This is a genomic window from Mycobacterium sp. 360MFTsu5.1 (genome assembly GCF_000383495.1).
In the GTDB taxonomy this organism is placed as follows: domain Bacteria; phylum Actinomycetota; class Actinomycetes; order Mycobacteriales; family Mycobacteriaceae; genus Mycobacterium; species Mycobacterium mucogenicum_B.
This window is the reverse complement of record NZ_KB911464.1, coordinates 374,812-388,301: the sequence shown is the minus strand read 5'-3', so window position 1 is coordinate 388,301 and position 13,490 is coordinate 374,812. Positions and strand designations below refer to the sequence as shown.

The window sequence follows — 13,490 nt, the reverse complement described above, 5'->3', positions numbered from 1 at the left end:
CGGGCGAAGCCGACTCGGGTCCCCGGACCATCGCAGACGGCCCAGGACGTGGAGCGGCGGCGAAGCGGCCCGAGTCAGGAAATGCGGACGATCTCGAGGGGGACCGTACGCGTCAGAGTGAAACCCATCGCCTTGTAGAGCCTCTGAGCCGGGTTGTCGCTCGATGTGTGGAGGAACGGAGTTTCGCCGCGCTCGCGGATACCGTGTGCGATTGCGCGGATCAGGCGGGATGCCAGGCCCTGTCCGCGAGCTTCGGGGGCGGTGCACACCGCGCTGATTTCCGTGTAACCGGTCGGTCGGATCCTCTCGCCGGCCATCGCGACGAGCGAACCATCGGCGGCGCGGATGCCCAGATAGGTTCCGAGTTCGATGGTCCGGGGGAGGAACGGTCCCGGTTTGGTCCGCTCGACCAGGGCGGTCATCTCGGGCACGTCGGCGAGCGTGAGTTGTATCGCCGCCGGATCGGGGGCAGCTTCGATTGCGCTGCCCTCGTATTGGACTAAACCGAACGTCTCGGCGACCGACCACCCTGCGGGCAGCGGTGTGGCGCGGTCGCGAAGGGCAGCGATCCCGGTGTCGCCGGCCAGGCGGGCGACGTCGCTGTAGTCCTCGGCGGTCAGTTCGCGTGGGTGACCATAGAACACCGAAACGTCCGCGCGGTATCGCTGGACCCGGCCGCTGACTTCACGGAACCGGCTGTGTGCGCCGTCGAGCGCGGAGTTGACGGGGTCGGCGAGCACATCGGTCACGCCTCGATCATCCCAGACGACGAGATGGCATCAGGACGCCACTGGCGACGTCCGCGCCGAGAACGCTTTGTATTCACGAAGATTGAAACGCGGTTGCGCCCACGCATTATTCGTCACTGTGACGAATAGGTTCCCGTTCCCAACCATTCTGTCCGGAGTAGCAGCAGATAGACTGCCCGACCATGCCCTCGCTTGCGACCTCGGCACGCAACCTGTTCGCCATCACCCTCGGCGACGGTGTGTGCCCGCCGGAACCGACCGAGCACGCGGTGCTGTTCGATGAGCCGCACCGCCAACTGCGGCGCTACGGCCATTCGGACGGGCGCGAGTCCGCACTGGTGCCGGTTCTGCTGGTACCACCACTGGCCGCGTCGGCGTCCTGCTACGACCTGTCGCCGGGTCAATCACTGGTGGCACACCTGCTGGAACAGGGTCGTACCCCGTATGTGGTCGACTACGGCGAAATCGGCTGGGCTGACCGGCATCTCGGTTTGGAGGACTTCTTCGCAGACATTCTGCCGGAAGCCATCGAGCGGGTGCTCATCGATTCCGGGGCTCAGGAACTCGACCTGATCGGTTGGAGCCTCGGCGGTACGCTCAGCCTGTTCACCGCGGCCGCCAACAAGGACCTGCCCATCCGTTCGATCACCGGCATCGGCACACCGCTGGATTACGGCCGGATCCCCGGCTACCCGGAAGTCCGACGAATCACCAAGCCCACCAACGGCTATGCGGTCACCAACGTCCTGCGCGCCATGGGCGGGGTGCCCGCTCCCGTGGTGCAGGCCGCTTACCGAGCGACGTCCTGGGATCGTGAACTCAAGCGACCGTGGTTCGTGCTGAACAACCTGGGCAACACCGAAGCGTTGGCCAGGGCCGAAGTGATCGACCGGTTCCAGGATGCGTTCCCGGGATATCCCGGGCGCGCCGTATCTCAGATGTGGGGCCGGCTGATCTACCACGACGAGATCGCCACCGGCGTCGTCAATGTCGCGGGCCGGACCCTTGATCTGACGTCATTGACACTGCCGATCCAACTGTTCGGCAGCCACCGGGACGCCATCGCGCCGTGGGAATGCGTGCACAACGGGGTGACCATGCTGAAGTCGGCCGATGTTCGGTTCGCCACTGTGGAAGCCAGCCACCTCGGCTTGGTCGCATTGTCGGCTGGTGTCACCGAGACGTGGCCGGCGATCGACGACTTCCTGAAGGAACTGGACAGCCGGTAGGAGTCTCTGCCGGCGGCCGTTCTATTCGGGCTTGAGGTGGCGCCACCAGCAGGAGATGTACAAGCTCATCGAGGCCACCAGTGTCACGATCACCCAGAGCACGACGGACACGTCGATCCATGTTCCGATGGGTGGAGCGTCGGGCAGCGCGTTGCGTAGCGGCACCACTGCGAAAAGCATTGCGGCAAACCATGTCGTCATGGGTGGCTGAAACTTGCGGCGGTTGCGTGCAGTCTGTAAGGCAACCACCGCTCCTAGTACCGCAATCGTGACGAGCGCGCCGACGAGGACTGCGGCGAACGCGGCGGTGCTGGGGGAGCGCTGCGCCTTGACGCGGTAGACACCGGGTGCGGCGTCGTTGCTGCCGGCCGGAATGTGGAACATCCATCCGGGCACCCGATCGAAGAACGCGGGCGTCACTCGTATCGGTACGTGTGACGTACCTCGGAACAGTTCGACGGTGATCGGGCCGGAGCGGTAATGGTCGAATGGATAGCTGCCAGGGTCGCCGGACAGGATCAGCGCGACGGGAAAGACATCGGGCACCATGCCTTTCGTCCATGTGCGGCGGGTCGGTGTCACTGCGGATTGCACTGCGACACTGAGGTCTTCGGTGAGGCTGTGCGTTTGCGGGTCCAGCAGCGCCGGACCGGGTACGACGGTCACGTTGGCCACCATGTCGCCTTTGACCGAATGAACCTCGTTCAAGTCGATGGTGACGGTGGTGCCATCGGCTGTCGGTATCGGCTCGCTGATCTGGCTTGGGCGTCCGAGTCCGGTACTCGCGTACAGCGCGATCGTCGTGAGGTACAGGGCGACGACAACCGCCGCACTCGCGACTACCCGGATTTTCATCGGCGACCCCTCACATGGAATTGACAGCAGTGTAAATCAGGTTTCTGTACGGATGTACCGTAATCCCGATGGCATCGTCGGCGAAAGGTTGAACCAGGTTGCGGCCCAATGCTATTCGTCACTGTGACGAATAGCGTCGCGGTACGTTTCCCGAGGTAGCAGGGGGGGTGAACGGCGGTCGACTTTCGTCTGTCGCCATGTCGATGGCCAGTCAGCGCTTGAGCCACTCATGCGCACACCGCGGCGTTGAACGGCAGACCGCCAATTCGGATCGAAAAGCTGGGCGCCGCAGCGATATTCGCGCACCCGGTCAGCCGTGGCTAAAACGTCACAGTGACAAATTGGTTCAGTCCGGCCCCGCGCGCTCAAGCGTCGCTGGGGCTGCTGAGTTGGCGGCACGGCGGCGCCTGGGCGTGTATTGATGCGCAGCGCATCGAATTGCGGCAAGGCGCGGAGCGGTGTCCCGCCAACCGTGCTCAAGCGTGCTCCCGCGAAGTGTGCGCGCCGGACGGGCGGGACGCCCGAAAACGTTCCAATGCAATGGCGCACGACGGGGTGACGCGGCCGACGTCTGGGCCGGCGCTGCCCACCAGCTGAAAGCAAAACGCCGATAATCGACATTATGTCAATTAAACCACTGCATATTGCATCAGATGAATCAGCGCCTTGCCGCTTGGCGGTCACCACTCCTCCCGTCGTTTTCGGCAGCGTTGCAACACTTTCCGCCCTCCGTCCCCGATCTGCGGACTCGTATCGGCAGCCATCCTCGCTACGCCCGTAGCCGTTCCGGCGACACGCTGACCTGGGGTCTTGACTTGATGATGCAACAGATGAATCATTGATTCATCTGTTGATACCAGTTGGCAGGAGTTTCAGGTGGCAGTCGACGACGTCGGACGTGCATATCTCGTTGACGCGGTCAGGCCCCTGCACCCCGAAGAACAGACAGTCGCCGAAATGCTCCAGGGCTGGCGCAACCAGCAACTCAGCCGCAATCTGCAGTTCGAGACTATCGACGCCCGCATCAAGCAGGTGCAGCGCTTCATCGAGCACTCGAACGAATTCCCATGGACCTGGACCGTCGCCATGGTCGACGAGTTCTTCGGCGATCTTCGAAGTATCCACAAACTCGCCCAGTCGTCGATCCGTTCGTATCAGGTCGGCCTACGACAGTTCTGCTCCTATATCAGCAATCCGGACTACGGCTGGGACCGCATCTGCGAAGCACTGTTCGGGACCCACCCATCCCAAGTCTTCTTCGACTGGAACACCGCTCGCCATGTCCAGGAGAACGAGGCCCAACCCGAGAAACGCGCATTCACCAAGCGCGAACTTCAAGACTTCTTCGATCATGCCGACGAGCAGGTATCTGCCGTCGTAGCTTCGGGCAGAAAGGGTTGGCTGCCCGCATACCGCGACGCCGTGATGTTCAAGATCGCCTACTCGTATGGGTTGCGGTTCAACGAACTGGCCCACTTGCAGACGGTCGACTTCGCAAGGAACCCCCACGCTAAGGAGTTCGGAAAGTTCGGCCTGGTTCATGTGCGATACGGCAAAGCGAAGAAGGGCTCCCCGCCGAAGCGGCGCAGCGTCCTGACAGTCTTCGACTGGACACCCGAAGTACTGGTCGACTGGCTGGAGAATGGTCAGCCCCATATGGACGACGGGATCGACCTGTTCCCCAGCGAACGTGGAAATCTCGTCTCGGAAACCACCCTCATCAGGCGGTTCCGCCGCTACTGTGACGATCTCGACCTCTCGCCCGTCCTCGACCTCCACTCGTTCCGACGGTCCTATGCAACGCACTTGCTCGAAGCCGGCTGGGACGCGATGTTCGTCCAACACCAAATGGGCCATGAGCATGCGTCGACCACAGCGATCTATAGCTGTGTCAGCAGCGACTACCGCACCCGGACGCTGCGAAATGCGCTCGACGCCACTATCGCCGCAGCGCTTCAGCCGAAGCAGAACGGCGGCGCCGGATGAAACGCGATGTCGATTACCAATGGCGGCTCGCCGAGCTTATGGCGGGTAACCAGATGCACAACAGCACCGACCTCATCCCACGGCTGAATGAACGCGGCATCACGCTGTCACGGCCACAGGTCTACCGACTCGTCCACCAAAGACCCGAACGAGTTTCTCTGAAGCTAATCGCCGCACTCTGCGACATCTTCGACTGCGGCCCAGACGATCTCGTCACCGTTACTGCCGCGGACGCCCGAAGGAAGGCCGCCAGCGCCGGCCGAGAGAACGTCGTAGAACTGAACAAGACCATCCGCCCCAAGCGTGCTCGGATCCTCAGCGATGACGATTGAACCGCAGCGCCGGAACACCGTTCGCGGGCGACCCAAGGTCACGGACGGATCAATGGAGTGCGCTCGCTGTCACCGCGAGATGCGGCGCACGGCAGCAACATGGCCAGACGGCCGCATCTGCAACTCCTGCTACTACGAAGCAACCAGCCTCTACGGCGACTGTCCCAGCTGCGGATTCCACCGCCTTTTGCCCGGCCGACTGGACATCGGCGATCAAGCGGTGTGTCGAGACTGCGCACGTATCCGCCAGAACTTCCACTGCACGTCGTGCAACGACGAGCGGCGACCCTACCGCGGCAACGTATGCGCACGTTGCAGCCTCCGCGAAAACCTTGAGCGAGCGTTCCTCCACCCGGACTCCCCCGCGAGCTTCACACATCTCATCGACGCCCTGTGCGCAGCCGATCGCGCCGAGAGCATAATCACTTGGAAACGATCGGACAAGGTTCAGGCACTCCTTCGTTCCCTCGGAGACGGCACCACTCCCCTCACCCACGACGGACTGGACCAGTACGAGCCCAGGGGCCGGCACGTCGAGCACCTTCGGGCCATCCTTCAGCACCATGAGGTGTTGCAGGCCCGTGACAAGTACCTTGCCTACTTCGAGCGGTGGATCGACGACAAGCTCCACCCAGTATCAGACCCCGAGATCGCCAGACCGATCAGACAGTTCGCCACCTGGCACCACCTCAAACGAATCAACGATATTGCGCTCGCCGGAAAGCCAACCCGTGGGCCCGTTCACGCCTCGAAGCAGGACATCACCGAAGCACTGAAGTTCCTTGAGTGGCTTCGCGACGAACACGGACGGACCATCGCCAACTGCACACAGCAAGATGTGGACCAGTGGGTCACAACCGGTCCGACAACGCGGCACCTCATCCGGACATTCATCATCTGGTGCGAAAAAATGCGGGTCAACCGATCAATCACCCTCGGGCATCGGCAGGCCAAGACGGTCCGAGCGCTCACGCAAGACCAGCGACTTGAGTGGATTCGCGAGCTCCTGTCCGGCGACAGCGAATCGCTCCCCTACCGCGTCGCCGGAACCCTGCTACTCCTCTACGCCCAGCCACTCGTGAAGGTCGCAGCCATCCCGATGAGCAAGGTGCTCGTCGCTCCCGAGGGACTCTCGCTGGTCCTCGGTGTTACTCCGTCGCCCGTCCCCGAGCCCTTCGCTGACCTGCTCACAATAGCCGGCCCAACCTCCGAACCGCTGGGGCAGACAATCCTTGGCTCTTTCCGGGAAACCGACCCGGCGAACACCTGCACCCCAACACCGTCATGGACCGTCTGCGGCGCTTCGGCATCGACCTGCTCGGCGCTCGAAACATCGCGTTGCGCGAACTCGTTACCCAGGTGCCTCCTCCGGTCGTGGCCGAAATGCTCGGCTACAGCGACCAAGTGGTACATCGGCATGCGGAACTCGCTGCGCAGCCATGGGGCAGGTACGTACCCGCATCTAGGCCAAGCACTTGATGACTCGACCAAAGGACACGTGACTGCGGAGAAGTTCGCTGAAAAGCCGCTCCAGTCGCTGAGCCCTCAGTACGAGGAGAAGCACCACGGCACCTACCTAAAGCGACTGGACCACGCGGTCAGCACCTTGAACGTGCGCGGACTGATCCCGACCAGACCGATCTCGGCCATGATCTTGGCGACAGTCTTTTCCGAAACCTGCTCACCGGCAGCCCGCAGATCAGCGGTGATCCGGGGTGACCCGTAGGTCCCACCGGAGTCGCGATGGTGTGCGACGACCTTCACGGTCAGATCGGCTTTCCGTTGCTCTCGATTAGTCAATTCCGTTGTATCCGACCGCTTCACACGCTTGTAGTAGCCAGAGGTCGAGACCCCCAGCAAGCGTGCCATTCGGGTGATCTCCGTGGTCGCGCACTCTGCCGCCATCAACTCGAACCGATCTACTTCAGTCCGTTGGCCGCAAAGTACGCCGAGGCTTTTTTAAGGAACGCGATGTCCTTTTCCTGCTCGGCGACCTGCTTTCGTAACCGCGCCAGCTCGGTGCGCTCGGCCGGGGTCAACGGCTCCTCGTTGCGGGCCGCCGCGGCCTCCACGCGACGCCGCTCGTCGGCGACCCACCGCCCCAGCAGGGCCTCGTTGAGACCCAGTTCGCGGGCGACCTCGGCGATGGTGCGCCCGGAATCGATCACCCGATGAGCGGCCTCGACCTTGTACTCGGTCGTAAACGACCGACGGGTTCGGGACATGGTGACATCCTTCCAGCAGGATCATCCAACCTGCTATCTCGATGTCCACCACCCGGGGGGAACCTCACGGGGCCTATCGGGGGTCAAACTGGTTACCAGCGACGCCCACGCCGGGCTGGTGGCCGCCATCGGCGCCACCCTGCCCGGCGCGGCCTGGCAGCGCTGCAGAACCCACTACACAACGAATCTGATGGCGCTGACCCCGAAAGCGTCATGGCCGTGGGTGCGCACCCTGTTGCATTCGGTGTTCGATCAACCTGACGCGGAATCTGTTGCCGCCCAGTATGACCGGATCATCGACGCGCTGTCCGACAAACTTCCCAAGGTGGCCGAGCACCTCGAAGCGGCCCGCCCGGACCTGCTCGCGTTCACCGCGTTCCCCAAGCAGATCTGGCGTCAGATCTGGTCCAACAATCCTCAGGAGCGCCTCAATAAGGAGATCCGCCGCCGCACCGACGTCGTCGGCATCTTCCCCGACCGCGACGCCCTCATCCGCCTCGTCGGCGCCGTGCTGGCCGAGCAACTCGACGAATGGGCCGAATCCCGGCGTTACCTCGGCCTCGACGTGCTGAGCAAATCACGCACCGTCAACAATACCCCGACCGAACAGGAGGCCACCCCCGCAGCACTGACCGACTGAACCATCACCTCGAAGAATCACACGACGAGGTCGTACACCACGTCCCTGGACTTGACCCCACTCTGCTGGACGCAACCCACGTTGCCGCAGAGTACGACCGGCAGAGGATTTCGCATCCAGTTCTCACCCGAAGTCGCAAGGCGACAACAATTATGAGCCTGTCAACCAGGGAGTCCAGCCTCGGGCCGCTCGGGTGGGTCAGGTCAACGTCCACGGTTCGGCAGGACGTTTCCGCATACGCTGGCGATTGAGGTTGGGGCCCTCAGCTGCTCCCGCCGATGAACTCCCGGTCGGGAAGCGTCACCGGTTCAGTGGTGAGCACGCAGTGGGTCCGCTCGAAGATCGTCACCATGCACTTGTTGCAGTGCGTGCACAGCGAAGCGGCATCCCGGTCCTGCCGAATTCGGTTGAGCAGCGATGGGTCCCGCAGCAGTGCACGTGCCATGGCCACGAATTCGAAACCTTCACGCATCGCCATGTCCATGGTGGCTTTGGTGGTGATGCCGCCGAGCAGGATCAACGGCATCGACAGCTCGCGACGGAACTGGCGGGCGTGGTCGAGCAGATAGGCGTCCTGGTACGGGTAGCGCCGTAGGAAGGGCCGCCCGGCGGTACTCAACGCCCAGCTCAGCGGCGGCTGGAAGGTCCGCGCGAACTCGCTGCGTGGCGCATCGCCGCGGAAGTAGAACATCGGGTTGAGCAGTGAACTGCCCACGGTCAGCTCAAGCGCGTCGAGGGCACCGTCGTCCTGCAGCCACCGCCCGACCTGCAGACTCTCCTCGAGCCGCAACCCGCCGGCGACACCGTCGTCCATGCTGAGCTTGGCGATCACCGCGACTCGGTCTCCCACCGCTTCTCGCACGGCGATCGCGATCCGCCGGGCCAGCCGGGCACGGTTGACCAGACTTCCGCCGTAGTCGTCCCTGCGCCGGTTGAGCAGTGGACTGAGGAACGCACTCACCAGATAGTTGTGCGCGAAATGCAGTTCGACCCCGTCGAAGCCGGCCTCGACGGCCACTTCCGCCGCTCGGGCATGATCGGCGACCACCCGTGACAGTGCCGCGGAGTCGGGCCTTCGGGTGGCCCGCATGGCCAGCGGGCTGAACATGCGGCTCGGTGATATTGCGGCAACGCCGTTGGAGGCCGCGTTGGCGACGGGTCCCGCGTGACCCAACTGCGCGCACACTTTCGCGCCCTCGGCGTGGATGGCGTCGGTGAGCCGGGTCAGGTCTGGGACGATGTCCGGTCGCATCACGATCTGATCGCGTGCGGTGCGTCCCTCGGGGGCGACCGCACAGTACGCGACGGTGGTCATGCCCACCCCTCCGGCAGCCGGCGCGCGGTGGTAGGCGATCAAGTCGTCGGTGACTGCTCCTGCAGGACTGCGCGCCTCGAACGTCGCCGCCTTGATCACCCGGTTGCGCAGCGTGATCGGCCCGAGCGTCGCGGGCGCGAACACGTCGGTGGCTGGGCCGCTCATCGGTTCACCGCCGGTGCCGACAGCCCTGCCGAGACCACCGTGCACAGCGTGTCCACTTGTCGGCCGGTCAATCTCCTATCCCCGGCGAGTGGATCACCGAACTGCACGAAGATGAGTTCGAAGGCGAGCATCCAGCGGTGTTTCGCCTCGGCAGGGGACAGGCCGGGCACGTTGCGCTGCAACAACTCTGCCCACGGTGTGAGGGAAAACCATCGTTGTGTCCAGTTCAGCTCCCGCCGAGACAGCAGCAGTCGCGACAGCAGGTTCAGGTAGAGGCGCCCGGCCGGGTCGGCGGCCAGCACCACCAGCGGGTCGACGACGACCCGGACCGCATCGGGGACCGTCAACTGTTCGGCGTCGTCGCGGTCGGCCAAGGTCACCTTCCACAGCGGTCCGAGGCGGTCCTCCAGCAGCGCCGACACCAGTCCCACCTTCGAGCCGAAGTGGTAATGCACCGCAGCCGGGTTCACGTTCGCTGCCGTGCAGACCGCCCGAACCGAAACCTCGTCGTATCCCGACTCCAGCAGCAGCCGCTCCGCCACTGTCAACAACCGTTCTCTGGTGCCCGCGTCAACGTTGGCCATGGGCTCATCAAAGCACTGATCGACCGCGGAATCAATCGTTGATTGAAACAGTGATTGAATTCGGGGCGCTATGAGGGTCCGCGGATATGACGGGGTGTGCACGACGCCGGCCGGGTTTCAGTGCACGTGAGGGGGACCCGTTTGGTGGTCCAGTTGATCTATCCCCGCTGTTTCGAGCCACGATCATGCGAGTTGAGGGGTCGAGCTGATTGATGTCCAGAGCGTTTCGAACTCTGTGGGGCTGATGTTACCGAGGTAGCTATGGCGGCGTTCGATGTTGTAGAAGTTGTCGATGTAATCGGCCATGGCGGCTGCTAATTCGATGGTGGTGGCCCATTTGCGGGTGTTGAGCAACTCGACCTGTAACCGTGCCCAGAATGACTCCATAGCGGCGTTATCGAAGCAGTCGCCCACGGTCCCGAAAGAGCCGAGCAGGCCCCATCGCCGCATGTTCTCCCCGAGAGCTCCAGGAGGTGAACTGCGTGCCGTGATCTGCATGCAGAATTGTTGGCCCCCAACGATTCCTGTTAGAGACGGCCATGTTGACCGCGTTGTTGACCAGTGCGGTGTCAGCGGACGTCGAGAACGTACGGGCCACGATCAAGCGCGAGAAGCAGTCCAGGATCGCGCAACAGTAAACCTTCCCGTCGCGAGCGGGATGTTCGGTGATGTCGGTACACCACAGTTGGTTGGGCATCTCGGCGGTGAAGCGCCGATTCACCAGGTCAACGGAGGTGTCAACCCCAATGAGATTCGGTTTTCGCCGCTCTGGGCGCGGCAGCCCATACAGACCGCGTTCGGACATGATGGAGTTGACCAGCTTGTGATTGACGTTCATCTCGTAGTCGGCCAGCAGCGCAGCGCGGACTCTCTTGCGCCCGTAGGTCCCGCGAGAACGCAGGTGGATCTCGGTGATGTGGCTTCTCAAGTTTCGTGTCCACACCCGGCTCGCTGACCTGCGTCGTTGACGACGTTCTCAATTGGTGTCCGCACCGCGAATTCTCGCTTTGATGTCCACTGCCACAGGACGGGGCATTGATTCGCGACGTGCCTACACCGCCCTAACGGGAGTAGTACCCGGCGTTTCGTCACGTGGCGAACAACGTCGTCGACGTCTGCTGTGGACCCAAAGTTGCTCAGCGGCAACGCATCTCTAAATGGGGCTCATGGATACTAGTCATTATCCACGAAACGGCGGCGAGGGCTGGAACGCCCATCGGCAGCCAATACTCATCGCTCCGCCGGCGGTAGCGGTTGCGCTAGTGCGGGGAGTTGTTCATCTCGATATAGGCGTGCCCAATGGCGTTCTCAGCCGCCTTGCCCCCGGCGATACTGGTGGCAAATCGTGCTTGGCGCGGTGACGGTTGGCAATGACCATTCCGTAGTAGAGAACTGTGCTGATGTACTCGCCGGATTCCTCGATGGTCAGCTTGATCAGATCGCCTCCGGCGTAGGTGAGGTGCTTCCGCCGCAAACTTGGCGTCCGCCGTAGGGCCGATATGTCCCTCTCGTAGAGTCGTACCAGTTGCTGTCGCGGTCCCCCCCCCGGTAGCGATCCGCGGCGTGGTTAACGTCATGCGGGTTTGGACGGTCGGCCTGAAAGCTGTTCCAAAGCATCTGAATACATCGGTGTCGAACTCTTCTTGGATCGCTGCGGCCCGGTATCGCCAAACCTTCTCCAGATTTCCTGCAGCGAATGAGAGCAACAGAACCGCTACGGCACCGACTCCCCCGACAACGGATCGGACACTCGGGGATTTCACTGCGCAGACTGCCCAGGCGAGAGCGAGGAGAAATACCGCGGCGACTCGCCACGACAGCACGCGTTTGGCATCACAGTAGGTGCGGGCCTGTGCGGCAACGTGGCGGCGCGCGTCGCGGGTATTCTTTGCCTCGAAGATCGAGGGGGTCGTCAACGTCATGCCATCTCCGCTCGGATGAGTCTCGTGTTCGGCGTGCACCGTCCTTCCGCCGGCCGGTAGGACCGGCGGCGATTTAGGGTAGTGGCATTCGGTCGACGAACAATCCGCGCCACTTGTCGATCAGCGGCACGTTCTTTCCCATCGGCCTCCAGAAGAATCGCCTCCTCTGCCGATGCAAGCCAGCTTCGAAGGTGGGTCTGGTCTTGGCTTCTTCGCCAGGTGTCCGGCATTCACGTCGGGGCCCAGGCCTGCTGGGTCAGGCCAGTCCTCGACGATTGGTCCGCCATTGAGGCGAGCAGGAACCGCACTTCTTGACGGACCACTCGGTCCCGGACTGAGTGGTCCGTATTCAACGTGGTTGTCCGGTCGACAGCAAGGTGAGGTGGCTGAGTCCTCGTCGCCGCGGTGCGTTGTGCGCGGTGCGACGAGTGGGGCCGCGGTGCGGGGTCTTACGCGGTCAGGCGAAGCGACAGGTCCCAAAGCCGCTCGGCGTTGTCGGCGTCCAGGGCATAGGGCGCGACGCCGGTGATGCCGAACTCGTCGCGGTGGTCGACGACGGCAGCTTCACGGCAGTCCTCGAAGTAGCGGCCACTGACCCCGGCGACGTGCGGGGATGCGGCCAGCAGGACCGAGGTGGCCGCCCCCTGTTCGGGGGTCTTGACGCGGCTGCCGGCACGGCGGAAGCGTTCGTCGGCGCCGTCTTGGAAGTCCTTCCCGAGGTGGCGTTGCAGGGCGGTCATGATGCCGCCGGGCATGAGTGCGTTGGCGGTGATGCCGTCCCGGGCCCAGCGTTGGGTGACGCCGACGGCGAACAGGACATTCGCGGTCTTGGATTGGCCGTAGGCGCTGAAGGGATCGTATTCACGGAATCGATAGTCGATGTCGTCGAAGATGACCGGGGAGCGCAGGTGTCCACTGGAGCTGACCGAGACCACGCGGGCTCCGTCGGCAGCGGCCAGCGCGGCGTGCAGGCCGGTGGCGAGGGCGAAGTGGCCGAGATGGTTGGTGGCGAACTGCATTTCGTGTCCACTTGCCGAAATCTGCCGGTCCTGGATGGCCATGACTCCGGCATTGTTCACCAGGATGTGCAGCGGCCCGTCCCAGGCGCGGACGAACGCGGTCACGCTGGCCGGATCGGAGAGGTCCAGCGGGGCGACGGTGGTGGATCCGCCGATGTCGGCGGCGACCTTCTCCCCGGCGGCGGTGTTGCGCACCGCGAGGGTGACGGTCGCACCGGCGGAGGCCAGGGCGCGCGCGGTCTCGACGCCGATACCGGACGCGGCGCCGGTGACGATCGCGCGCGCGCCGCGCAGGTCGACGTCGGCGATCACCTCCGCGGCGGTGGAGGTGGCGTCAAACGGTGTGGTGATGAGTTCGGTGGTCGTGGTCATGGGTTCTACGAACGCCATTCTGTGCAGATGTGTTCCAGCGTGGGCTATTTCGAGACGAGCACGTCCGCCTTGGCGGCCGCATCGTCGCCAGCACTAC

13 protein-coding genes and 2 pseudogenes are annotated in these 13,490 nt (G+C 63.5%); 5 read left to right on the top strand and 10 right to left on the bottom strand.

What is annotated here, in order from left to right; translation table 11 throughout:
- Nucleotides 1-74: 74 nt before the first annotated feature.
- On the bottom strand, nt 75-749 hold the full coding sequence (locus H289_RS0108715) for a GNAT family N-acetyltransferase (RefSeq protein ID WP_020100391.1): 675 nt from the start codon (nt 747-749) through the stop codon (nt 75-77).
- Between the two features lie 182 nt (nt 750-931).
- Between H289_RS0108715 and H289_RS0108710 the strand changes: the two genes are divergently transcribed.
- On the top strand, nt 932-1,978 hold the full coding sequence (locus H289_RS0108710) for an alpha/beta fold hydrolase (protein ID WP_020100390.1): 1,047 nt from the start codon (nt 932-934) through the stop codon (nt 1,976-1,978).
- Between the two features lie 21 nt (nt 1,979-1,999).
- Here H289_RS0108710 and H289_RS0108705 read toward each other — a convergent pair whose 3' ends face one another.
- The gene (locus tag H289_RS0108705) at nt 2,000-2,833 is read right to left on the bottom strand and encodes a DUF4436 domain-containing protein (RefSeq protein WP_020100389.1); all 834 of its coding nucleotides are present in this window, start codon (nt 2,831-2,833) and stop codon (nt 2,000-2,002) included.
- Between the two features lie 876 nt (nt 2,834-3,709).
- Here H289_RS0108705 and H289_RS0108700 point away from each other — a divergent pair.
- The 3 genes and pseudogenes from H289_RS0108700 (at nt 3,710) to H289_RS34060 (ending at nt 6,630) form a co-directional block, all read left to right on the top strand.
- The gene (locus tag H289_RS0108700; protein WP_020100388.1) at nt 3,710-4,819 is read left to right on the top strand and encodes a tyrosine-type recombinase/integrase; all 1,110 of its coding nucleotides are present in this window, start codon (nt 3,710-3,712) and stop codon (nt 4,817-4,819) included.
- Nucleotides 4,816-5,151, top strand: coding sequence for a helix-turn-helix domain-containing protein (locus tag H289_RS0108695; protein ID WP_020100387.1), 336 nt, complete (start codon nt 4,816-4,818; stop codon nt 5,149-5,151). The genes H289_RS0108700 and H289_RS0108695 overlap by 4 nt, the downstream gene beginning before the upstream one ends.
- 52 nt (nt 5,152-5,203) lie before the next feature.
- A pseudogene (locus H289_RS34060) lies at nt 5,204-6,630 on the top strand (site-specific integrase).
- Between the two features lie 93 nt (nt 6,631-6,723).
- Here the strand turns inward: H289_RS34060 and H289_RS32330 are convergent.
- Both H289_RS32330 and H289_RS0108680 read right to left on the bottom strand, forming a co-directional pair.
- Complete coding sequence (locus H289_RS32330; RefSeq protein ID WP_164673990.1) at nt 6,724-7,020, bottom strand: IS3 family transposase; 297 nt, start codon at nt 7,018-7,020, stop codon at nt 6,724-6,726.
- A 50-nt stretch (nt 7,021-7,070) separates the two neighbouring features.
- On the bottom strand, nt 7,071-7,376 hold the full coding sequence (locus H289_RS0108680) for a transposase (RefSeq protein WP_020100386.1): 306 nt from the start codon (nt 7,374-7,376) through the stop codon (nt 7,071-7,073).
- A gap of 64 nt (nt 7,377-7,440) precedes the next feature.
- Between H289_RS0108680 and H289_RS30105 the strand changes: the two are divergent.
- Nucleotides 7,441-8,016, top strand: a pseudogene (locus H289_RS30105) (transposase); the annotation flags it as partial.
- 262 nt (nt 8,017-8,278) lie between these two features.
- Here the strand turns inward: H289_RS30105 and H289_RS0108670 are convergent.
- From H289_RS0108670 to H289_RS0108650, 6 genes are all read right to left on the bottom strand, one after another.
- Nucleotides 8,279-9,496: an NADH:flavin oxidoreductase gene (locus H289_RS0108670; RefSeq protein ID WP_029104973.1), complete on the bottom strand. Its 1,218-nt coding sequence runs from the start codon at nt 9,494-9,496 to the stop codon at nt 8,279-8,281.
- Complete coding sequence (locus tag H289_RS0108665) at nt 9,493-10,080, bottom strand: TetR/AcrR family transcriptional regulator (protein ID WP_020100383.1); 588 nt, start codon at nt 10,078-10,080, stop codon at nt 9,493-9,495. Before H289_RS0108665 ends, H289_RS0108670 begins: the two co-directional genes overlap by 4 nt.
- Before the next feature lie 183 nt (nt 10,081-10,263).
- Nucleotides 10,264-10,494: an integrase core domain-containing protein gene (locus H289_RS32910; protein WP_196810006.1), complete on the bottom strand. Its 231-nt coding sequence runs from the start codon at nt 10,492-10,494 to the stop codon at nt 10,264-10,266.
- The gene (locus H289_RS32905; protein WP_167542214.1) at nt 10,475-11,008 is read right to left on the bottom strand and encodes a DDE-type integrase/transposase/recombinase; all 534 of its coding nucleotides are present in this window, start codon (nt 11,006-11,008) and stop codon (nt 10,475-10,477) included. Before H289_RS32905 ends, H289_RS32910 begins: the two co-directional genes overlap by 20 nt.
- A gap of 331 nt (nt 11,009-11,339) precedes the next feature.
- On the bottom strand, nt 11,340-12,002 hold the full coding sequence (locus tag H289_RS33985; protein ID WP_196810005.1) for an S-4TM family putative pore-forming effector: 663 nt from the start codon (nt 12,000-12,002) through the stop codon (nt 11,340-11,342).
- Nucleotides 12,003-12,451: 449 nt separating this feature from the next.
- Nucleotides 12,452-13,393: an SDR family NAD(P)-dependent oxidoreductase gene (locus H289_RS0108650; RefSeq protein ID WP_020100380.1), complete on the bottom strand. Its 942-nt coding sequence runs from the start codon at nt 13,391-13,393 to the stop codon at nt 12,452-12,454.
- Between the last annotated feature and the right edge of the window lie 97 nt (nt 13,394-13,490).